This is a genomic window from Nocardia araoensis NBRC 100135, from assembly GCF_000308435.1.
Classification (GTDB): domain Bacteria; phylum Actinomycetota; class Actinomycetes; order Mycobacteriales; family Mycobacteriaceae; genus Nocardia; species Nocardia araoensis.
This window is the reverse complement of the sequence record NZ_BAFR01000103.1, coordinates 32,829-41,660: the sequence shown is the minus strand read 5'-3', so window position 1 is coordinate 41,660 and position 8,832 is coordinate 32,829. Positions and strand designations below refer to the sequence as shown.

4 protein-coding genes are annotated in these 8,832 nt (G+C 68.7%); 2 read left to right on the top strand and 2 right to left on the bottom strand.

Annotated features, from left to right (window positions below; all coding sequences use genetic code 11):
* Together ON21_RS13005 and ON21_RS40025 are read right to left on the bottom strand one after the other, a co-directional pair.
* A partial coding sequence (locus tag ON21_RS13005) for an AraC family transcriptional regulator ligand-binding domain-containing protein (protein ID WP_039798101.1) occupies positions 1 to 668 on the bottom strand: 668 nt, incomplete at its 3' end.
* 158 nt (positions 669 to 826) lie between these two features.
* Complete coding sequence (locus ON21_RS40025; RefSeq protein WP_245562577.1) at positions 827 to 1,864, bottom strand: pentapeptide repeat-containing protein; 1,038 nt, start codon at positions 1,862 to 1,864, stop codon at positions 827 to 829.
* Here ON21_RS40025 and ON21_RS12995 point away from each other — a divergent pair.
* Both ON21_RS12995 and ON21_RS12990 read left to right on the top strand, forming a co-directional pair.
* Positions 1,863 to 6,395, top strand: coding sequence for a HAMP domain-containing hybrid sensor histidine kinase/response regulator (locus tag ON21_RS12995; protein WP_039798100.1), 4,533 nt, complete (start codon positions 1,863 to 1,865; stop codon positions 6,393 to 6,395). The two genes, ON21_RS40025 and ON21_RS12995, sit on opposite strands and share 2 nt — an antisense overlap.
* Complete coding sequence (locus tag ON21_RS12990) at positions 6,395 to 8,776, top strand: SpoIIE family protein phosphatase (protein WP_083880578.1); 2,382 nt, start codon at positions 6,395 to 6,397, stop codon at positions 8,774 to 8,776. Before ON21_RS12995 ends, ON21_RS12990 begins: the two co-directional genes overlap by 1 nt.
* Positions 8,777 to 8,832 lie beyond the last annotated feature (56 nt).

Here is an 8,832-nt window from a genome sequence, read left to right as displayed (position 1 = left end):
AGTTCGCCCACAGTTCGTCCCGCGCGGCGGCGTTCGCCGGTGGCAACGGCCGGTCCAGCACACCGCGGTCGAAGGACACCGCGCTCGCGGCCGCACCGAAAAATCGGCACCACGCCGAAAACGTCGCGGTATCGCTCGACGTTTCGCGGACCGGCGTGCCGGAAGCCGACCCGCCGCACCGGGAAGCCGCAGGCGAACAATTCCCGATCGAAGGCGGGCACCCCGGCCAGGGCCGCCTCGGCGAAGAACGCCCGCATGCCGGGCGGAATGCCGGTGTCCTCGAACACCAGCCGAGCTTCGTCGTCGGCTTCCTCGACGGACAGTCGCCCGAACGGCATCGTGCGACCGACGTAGCGCGACCCCACCTCGATCAACTCACGCAGCGTCCGGCTACCCAGCAGCGCGAGCCCCCACGGCCCGCGCGACCGCAGATCGTGCGGGATCGCCGCCGCGAGACCGAGTCCGGGCTCGTCGCCGAACCGGCCGAGCACCGTGTGCACCACCCGCAGTTCGTCCTGCACGGTGATACCGGCGGCCGGGTCGCCCAGTTCGGAGGGCGCCAGCGCCGTACCGGCCAGGCACTCGGCGGGCGGCATGCCCCGCTCTCCGGCGATGCGTACGAGGGCGCGCACGCCCGCGGTACTGCGGAGGGGATCCGGATCGATCATGACTCGCGTCCTCGATGAAGCGGTACTGCGCGGTATCGGCGCAATGTATCAATCGGGTGTCGCGCGCATCGGCGGTTCGCCGAAATGGCGTTCCGGCAACCGGGCCGCTTTCCGTCGGGCCGGTAGCGGTGTCCGCTACCGCGCGAACTCCTCCGCGATCAATCCCGCACCGTGATACCGATGGAGTGCGCGAAGGCGGGCGCGAGATCCATGAGTTGCGGACTGGTGATCGTCGCGCCGCGCAGACTGTCGAGCCCGTCGGTGATATCGAGCGCCGTCGCGCCGCGCAGGTCCACCTTCGCCGTGCGCGCGTTGCGCAACGAGACCCGGACGAGTGCCGAGCCGGGCACCGTGATCTCGGTCAGGTCGGCCTCGGCGAAGTCGCAATCCCGCAGCACACAGTCGGCGAAGGACACCTCGCGCAACTGGGCGCGGCGAAAGTTGACCGCATCGAACTTGCAGCCTTCGAACCGCACCCGCCGCAGGTTCGCCCCCGCGAAGTCGACGCCGGACATCGCGCCCGCAACCACCTCGCTGTCGAGCCATGCCGTGTCGGCCAATTCGGTACCGACCCAGCGGACGTGGCGCAGCCACACATCGGTGAACCGGCTGTAGCGCAGCGTCCCCCGGGTGAAGGTGTTCGAGGTGAACGCCGACTCGTTGAAGCGCGCGTGCGGTACATCGATGTCGTCCAGCGCACCGCCGTCCACCCGGACGCAGTCGTAGTCGCGCTCCGCTTCGAGGTCACCGTCCAAGGCGGTGAGGTATCGCGCGTAAGGCAGGTCGTCGAGTTCGCGCGCCATGCGCTCCTCCAGTTCGTCACGAAGATCGGTCGGCGCCGAGTATTCCGGTGTGCCACGACAGTTTCCGCCGCCTGATCGCGGTCGTTCCGCGCTCGGCGCCGACCGGGCGGCACGAGACAGCAGGTAGCGCTGCTGCGGGATACTCGTCGTCCGCCGCGCGGCGGTCGGATACGCCACGCGGGCGTCGGCGATGCCCGCCGGGCTCTGCTGCGGGGCCCCGGACCGGTTCCGCGAAACACCGGACGGCCGGGCACCGCGTCTGTTGAATGATAGTTTCAAGGCGATATGCGCGGGTGTATCTGTGTTCAGCAGCCAGCACAGCACCGCTGGTCGGCGAACCCGTCGTGCGCGGCATCGCGTCCGAATGGGGTGGGGCAGAACGAGGATGAGCATGACGGACACGGCGGCACCCGCCCGCACCGCTTCCAAGCAGGCTGCTACGGCCACGGATCAGATCGAGCTGCGCCAGCTGCTGGCCGGGTTGACGGCCGTGCGCGACGGCGATTTCGGCACCCGTTTGCCGACGGACGCCGACGGATTACTCGGCGAGATCGCGACGGTGTTCAACGGCATGGTGGACCAGCTGTCGCTGTTCACCTCGGAGGTCACCCGTGTCGCGCGCGAAGTCGGTACGGATGGGCGGCTGGGTGGTCAGGCCGAGGTGCCCGGCGTGTCCGGTACCTGGAAGGACCTCACCGACTCGGTGAATGCGATGGCGGGCAACCTGACCAGCCAGGTGCGCGACATCGCCCAGGTCGCCACGGCCGTGGCGCGGGGCGACCTGTCCCAGAAGATCGACGTGGACGCTCGTGGTGAGATCCTTGAGCTGAAGGACACGGTCAACACGATGGTGGACCAATTGTCCGCGTTCGCCGACGAGGTCACCCGCGTGGCGCGCGAAGTCGGCTCGGAGGGCCGGCTGGGCGGTCAGGCGGAGGTGCCCGGCGTCGGCGGCGTGTGGCGCGATCTCACCGCTTCGGTGAACTTCATGGCGGGCAACCTGACCGACCAGGTCCGCAATATCGCGCAGGTGACGACCGCGGTGGCGCGGGGCGACTTGAGCCAGAAGATCACGGTCAGCGCCCGCGGCGAGATCCTGGAACTGAAGAACACCATCAACACGATGGTCGATCAGCTCTCGTCCTTCGCCGACGAGGTCACCCGGGTCTCGCGCGAGGTGGGCACCGAGGGCATCCTCGGTGGCCAGGCGGATGTCAAGGGCGTCTCCGGTACGTGGCGCGACCTCACCGACTCGGTGAATTTCATGGCGGGCAATCTGACCGCGCAGGTGCGTTCGATCGCCCAGGTGGCCACCGCGGTGGCGCAGGGTGATCTGTCCCAGAAGATCAGAGTGGACGCTCGTGGCGAGATTCTGGAACTGAAGAACACCATCAACACGATGGTCGATCAGCTCTCGGCGTTCGCCGACGAAGTCACCCGCGTCGCCCGCGAGGTCGGCACCGAGGGCAGGCTGGGCGGCCAGGCGGACGTGAAGGGCGTCTCCGGGACCTGGAAGGACCTCACCGAGTCGGTCAACGTCATGGCCGACAACCTCACCGCGCAGGTGCGTTCGATCGCCCAGGTCACCACCGCCGTGGCCCGTGGTGATCTGAGTCAGAAGATCAGGGTGGATGCCCGCGGTGAGATTCTGGAGCTCAAAGAGACCATCAACACGATGGTCGATCAGCTCTCGGCGTTCGCCGACGAGGTCACCCGCGTCGCCCGCGAGGTCGGCACCGAGGGCAATCTCGGTGGCCAGGCGACCGTGCGGGGCGTGTCGGGCACGTGGAAGGACCTGACCGACAACGTCAATGTCATGGCGTCGAACCTGACCGGCCAGGTGCGTTCGATCGCTCAGGTCGCCACGGCGGTGGCGCGCGGTGATCTGAGCCAGAAGATCACTGTGGAGGCGAAGGGCGAGGTCGCGGCGCTCGCCGGGGTGATCAACACGATGGTCGACACGCTGTCCGCGTTCGCCGACGAGGTCACCCGCGTCGCGCGCGAGGTCGGCACCGAGGGCATGCTCGGCGGGCAGGCACGCGTGCCGAACGTGGCGGGCACATGGAAGGACCTGACCGACAACGTCAACTCCATGGCGAACAACCTGACGAATCAGGTCCGCAACATCGCCCAGGTCACCACCGCGGTCGCGCAAGGCGATCTGACCCGCAAGATCGACGTCGACGCCCGCGGCGAGATCCTCGAGTTGAAGACCACGATCAACACGATGGTCGACCAGCTTTCCGCGTTCGCGGCCGAGGTCACCCGCGTTGCCCGCGAGGTGGGATCGGAGGGGCGGCTGGGCGGCCAAGCCGAGGTCGAGGGCGTCTCGGGCACATGGAAACGGCTCACCGAGAACGTCAACGAGCTGGCGGGCAACCTGACCCGCCAGGTCCGCGCGATCGCCGCGGTCACCAGCGCCGTGGCCGAGGGCGACCTGACCCGCTCCATCACCGTGGAGGCCTCCGGCGAGGTCGCGGAGTTGAAGGACAACATCAACGCGATGGTGGAATCGCTGCGCGAGACCACCGCGGCCAACCAGGATCAGGACTGGCTGAAGACCAATCTCGCCCGCATCTCCGGTCTCATGCAGGGGCAACGTGACCTTCATGTGGTGGCCGGCCTGATCATGGACGAGCTGGCGCCGTTGGTTTCCGCGCAGTTCGGCGCGTTCTACCTCGCCGACGACAGCGACGAGCGGCCGGAGCTGCGGCTGATCAGCTCCTACGGCAGCCAGGAGGAACCGGGCAGCCCGTCGCGGTTCGCCTTCGGCCAGTCTCTGGTGGGCCAGGCCGCACGCAGTCGCCGCACGATCGCGGTGGAGAATGTGCCCGGCGACTACGTCACCATCTCCTCCGGGCTCGGGCAGACGGCGCCGGTCGACCTGCTCATGTTGCCGATCGTGGTGGAGGAACAGGTCCTCGGTGTGATCGAGCTGGCTTCCGTGCACCACTTCACCCGCATCCATCGGGATTTCCTCGACCAGCTGATGGAGACGGTCGGCGTCAACGTCAACACCATCATCGCCAACGCCCGTACCGACGAGCTACTGGTCGAATCTCAGCGCCTGACCACCGAACTGCAAGCCCGTTCCGAGGAATTGCAGGTGCAGCAGGAGGAACTGCAACGATCCAACGCCGAGCTGGAGGACAAAGCGGCACTGCTGGCCACGCAGAACCGCGACATCGAAGCCAAGAACCTGCAGATCGAGCAGGCTCGGCAGGAGCTCGAGACCCGCGCCCAAGAACTCGCGCTCGCGTCGAAGTACAAGTCGGAATTCTTGGCCAACATGAGCCACGAGTTGCGCACCCCGCTGAACAGTCTGCTCATCCTCGCGCAACTGCTGGCCCAGAACCCGAGCCGCAATCTCACGCCCAAGCAGGTGGAGTACGCGGGCATCATCCACTCGGCGGGCTCGGATCTGCTTCAGCTGATCAACGACATCCTCGACCTGTCCAAGGTCGAGGCGGGCAAGATGGACCTCACGCCCGAGCGCGTGTCGTTGCGTCAGCTGCTGGACTACGTCGAGGCCACCTTCCGGCCGATGACCACTCAGAAGAGTCTGCGCTTCCGCGTCACGACCGCGCCAGGCCTGCCGTCGGACCTGCTCACCGACGACTCGCGGCTGCGGCAGGTGCTGCGTAACCTGCTGTCCAACGCGGTCAAGTTCACCGAGACCGGTTCGGTGCAGCTGCGGATCGAACCGGCGGAGGCGAGCGAGTTGCCCGCCGCCGTGCGCCAGCACGGCCCGGCCGTCGCGTTCCGGGTGATCGACACCGGGATCGGCATCGCCGAACATCAGCTGGAGTCGATCTTCGGCGCCTTCCAGCAGGCCGATGGCACGACCAGCCGCAAGTACGGCGGCACCGGCCTCGGTCTGTCGATCAGCCGGGAGATCGCCTACCTGCTCGGCGGCGCCATCGGCGCCGAAAGCGCGCTGGGCCAGGGCAGCACGTTCACCCTCTACCTGCCTGTCGCGCGGCCGGACTTCCAGGACGCGCCGCCTCGCGAGCGGGAGGACGCACAGCAGGCCGACAGCCGCCCCGAGCGGACTCCCGCCCCCGCCACACCTCAACAGCAGCGCAGGCTGCTCGTCGTCGAGGAGCGACCGCAAGGCCTGTTGTCCCTGGTCGCGCAAAGCGCGGTGGCCGAACTCGCGGACAGCAACGATCCGCGCGGTCCGGTTCAGGTCGTCACCACGGTCGGGGTGGAAGAGGCGGTGGCGGCGATGGCCGCCGAAGCGTTCCACTGCGTAGTGCTCGAGCTGGACATGCCCGACGGCGCCGCGCTGCGGTTCCTGGAGACGATGGACGGGGATGTCGCATTGAGAAGCGTCCCGGTACTCGTCCACAACCGCCGGCTCGACGCCGAGCAGGAACGCCTGTTGCACCATCGCACCACGAGCCAGCCCCTCGAGCTGCTGTCCAGCCTGGACGATCTGCGGGAACGGATCGCGCTGCACGTCACCGCCGAGGCGCCCGGCGACATGTTGCCCCTGGTCCGTCGCGAGGACGCATCCGCCGCGGCGCCACAGCGGCCGGATGGCAAGCTCGCCGGCCGCACGGTGCTCATCATCGACGACGACGCCCGCAACCTCTTCGCGCTCAGCAGCATCCTCGAACTGCACGGCATGAGCGTTCTGCACGCGGAGGACGGGCGCGAGGGCATCGACAAGCTCATCGCCCACCCGGAGACGGACCTGGTCCTGATGGACGTGATGATGCCCGAGATGGACGGCTATACCGCGACGGCGGCGATCCGCGAGATGCCGCGGTACGAGAGCCTGCCGATCATCGCCGTGACAGCCAAGGCGATGCTGGGCGACCGGGAGAAGAGCCTCGCCTCCGGTGCCAACGACTACGTCACCAAACCGGTCGACGCGGACGCCTTGATCGCGTGCATCCAGCACTGGCTGGATGCCTGATGACCGATCTGGACAACCCCTACACCGAGGCCGGCGCGACAACTGACGCTCACTCGCCCGTCGGCCCCGCGGTCCACCGCCTCGCGGCCACCGTGGAGCGGCTGCGCGCGCAGATTCAACAGGCCCAGGCCACCGCCGACGGACGCGCGCTGATCGAGATGGCCAAGGGCGTACTGGTCGAACGGCTGCACTGCGGGCCCGCGCAGGCGGCACGGCAACTCGATGCCCTCGCCGAGCGAGCGGGCATCACGCCGCTCGAGTTGGCCGCCGAACTGGTCGACGAATCGGCTCAGGACAAGGTCAGCGCGGTGGTGGGCCAGTTCCTGCTGCGCGCCGCCGCACCGGGGGAGCCATCCGCTGCTGTGCGATTGCGCACGGCCGAAAGCGGACTGCTCGCCGCCGGTGACACGCAACGTGTGGCGGAGTCGGTGCTGGAGCACGCCCTGACGCCGCTGGGCGCCACAGCCGTCGCGATCTGGTCCGCGGGCGCCGACGCGTCGCTGACGCTGGCAGGTTTCGCCGGCATCGGTCCGCACGAGGCCGAGCGCTGGCGATACGTGCCGCCCGGCGTGGCGACCCCGGCCCGCCGGGCGCTGACGGAGCGCGGCGCGGTGTGGATCGACGACCTGGGCCGGGCCGGACTGCCGTCGATCGGTGACCGCGAGGGCGGCCGCGCGGCGGTTCCGGCGGGCGCGGGGGGCAAGCTGCTCGGCGTACTCGAGGTGTGCTGGCCGCAACCGCTCGAACCACAGCCGCCGCAGGTGCATCGGCAGTTGGAGGCACTGGCCGAGCTGTGCGCACACACCCTGGAATCGGACCTCGCCGCTGCGCAGGCACCGGACCGCCCCGGCGTCGCGGATCTCGTGCGACTCGCGGACGGCCTCTTCGATCCAGCGCTCGTGCTGCTGCCCCACCTCGCCGACGACGGCACGCTCGTCGACTTCCGCATCCATCACGTCAACAGTTGCTTCGTCGACCCGGCCGGCCGTCCCGGCGGCCTGGTCAACGGCGCGCTACTGCTCGAGGCGTACCCGATGGCGGCGAGTGACGGGCAGCTGTTCGAGCGAATCGAGCACGTCTTCGCCACCGGCGAGACCTACCGTGCCGACCGGATGATGCTGACCGAACTGGTCGGCCAAGTGCCGCTGACCGTCTCGACCGCGCTCAGCATCGGCCGCCACGGCGACACCGTGCTCATGGTATGGCGGGTGGAGGACGAGACCGCGCGGCTGGCGGCGCTGCTGCAACACGCACAGCGCCTCGGCCGCGTCGGCGGGTTCGAGGAAAATGCGGCAAGCGGCGAGATCACTTGGAGCAGCCAACTGTTCGCCCTCTACGGGCTCGCGCCGACCGCGGACCCCATTCCGCTCGCGCAACTGCCGGGGCACGTCCACAACGACGACGCGAATGCGGTGGAGGGCTTTCTGCGGACCCTGCTGCGCTACCGCCGCGCGGCCTCCGCGGCCTTCCGCTTGATCCGTCCGGACGGCGTGACCCGGCACATCCGGATCGTCGCCGAACCGGTCCTGGAAGGGGACCGCCTGGCCGCGATCCGCGGCGCCTACCAAGACATCTCCGCACAGCACTGGACCGAGGTCGCGCTGTCCGCGACACGCGACCGGCTCGCGCACACCGAACAGCACGCCGCCGAACAGAGCCAGCTGGCACGTCAGCTCCAGCAGGCGATCATGCCGGACGCGCAGCCGTCCATCGAGGCGTTCGGGCTGCGCATCGCGGTGCGATACCGGCCCGCCGAGCAGGAGCACACAGTCGGCGGAGACTGGTACGACGCGGTTGTGCTGCCTTCCAAGCAGATCCTGGTGTCCGTCGGCGATATCACCGGCCACGGTGTCAAGGCAGCCACAGGCATGGTGGTGCTACGCAACGCCCTGCGTGGCCTCGCCGCCACCGGCGCAGGACCAGGGCAAATGCTGACGTGGCTGAACCTGGTGGCCCATGACCTGACCGACAACATCTTCGCCACCGCCATCTGCGGGCTCTACGACCCGCACACCCGGGTACTGCGCTGGGCCCGCGCGGGCCACCTGCCGCCGGTACTGGTGCGCGCAGGCCAGGCGTCCAGCTTGCCCCTGCTCGACGGGTTACTCCTCGGTGCTGTGGCGGAGACGACATTCGAGGAGGCCGAACTGCAACTGGAACCGGACGACACTCTCCTGCTCTACACCGATGGGCTGATCGAGCGACGAGATCGGCTGCTGGACGACTGCATCGAGCGGTTGCTCGCGACGTCGGCACAGCTCACCGGAACCCTGGACGACCGTCTGGACGAATTGCTCGACGGCAGCGATGCCGACACCGACGACGACACCTGCGTGGTGGGTATCCAAGTGGGGCCGGGTCAGGACTCCCCGGGCAGCTGATACCGCGCCGACCGACGACGCCGACGCACCTCCGGTTCGAAGTCAGCGCCCGGCGA

What these genes read in the sequence shown, in the direction of transcription:
- ON21_RS12990 (WP_083880578.1), top strand. Translation starts at nt 6,395, where the DNA reads ATGACCGATCTGGACAACCCCTACACCGAGGCCGGCGCGACAACTGAC.
- ON21_RS40025 (WP_245562577.1), bottom strand. Translation starts at nt 1,864, where the DNA reads ATGCTCATCCTCGTTCTGCCCCACCCCATTCGGACGCGATGCCGCGCA.
- ON21_RS12995 (WP_039798100.1), top strand. Translation starts at nt 1,863, where the DNA reads ATGACGGACACGGCGGCACCCGCCCGCACCGCTTCCAAGCAGGCTGCT.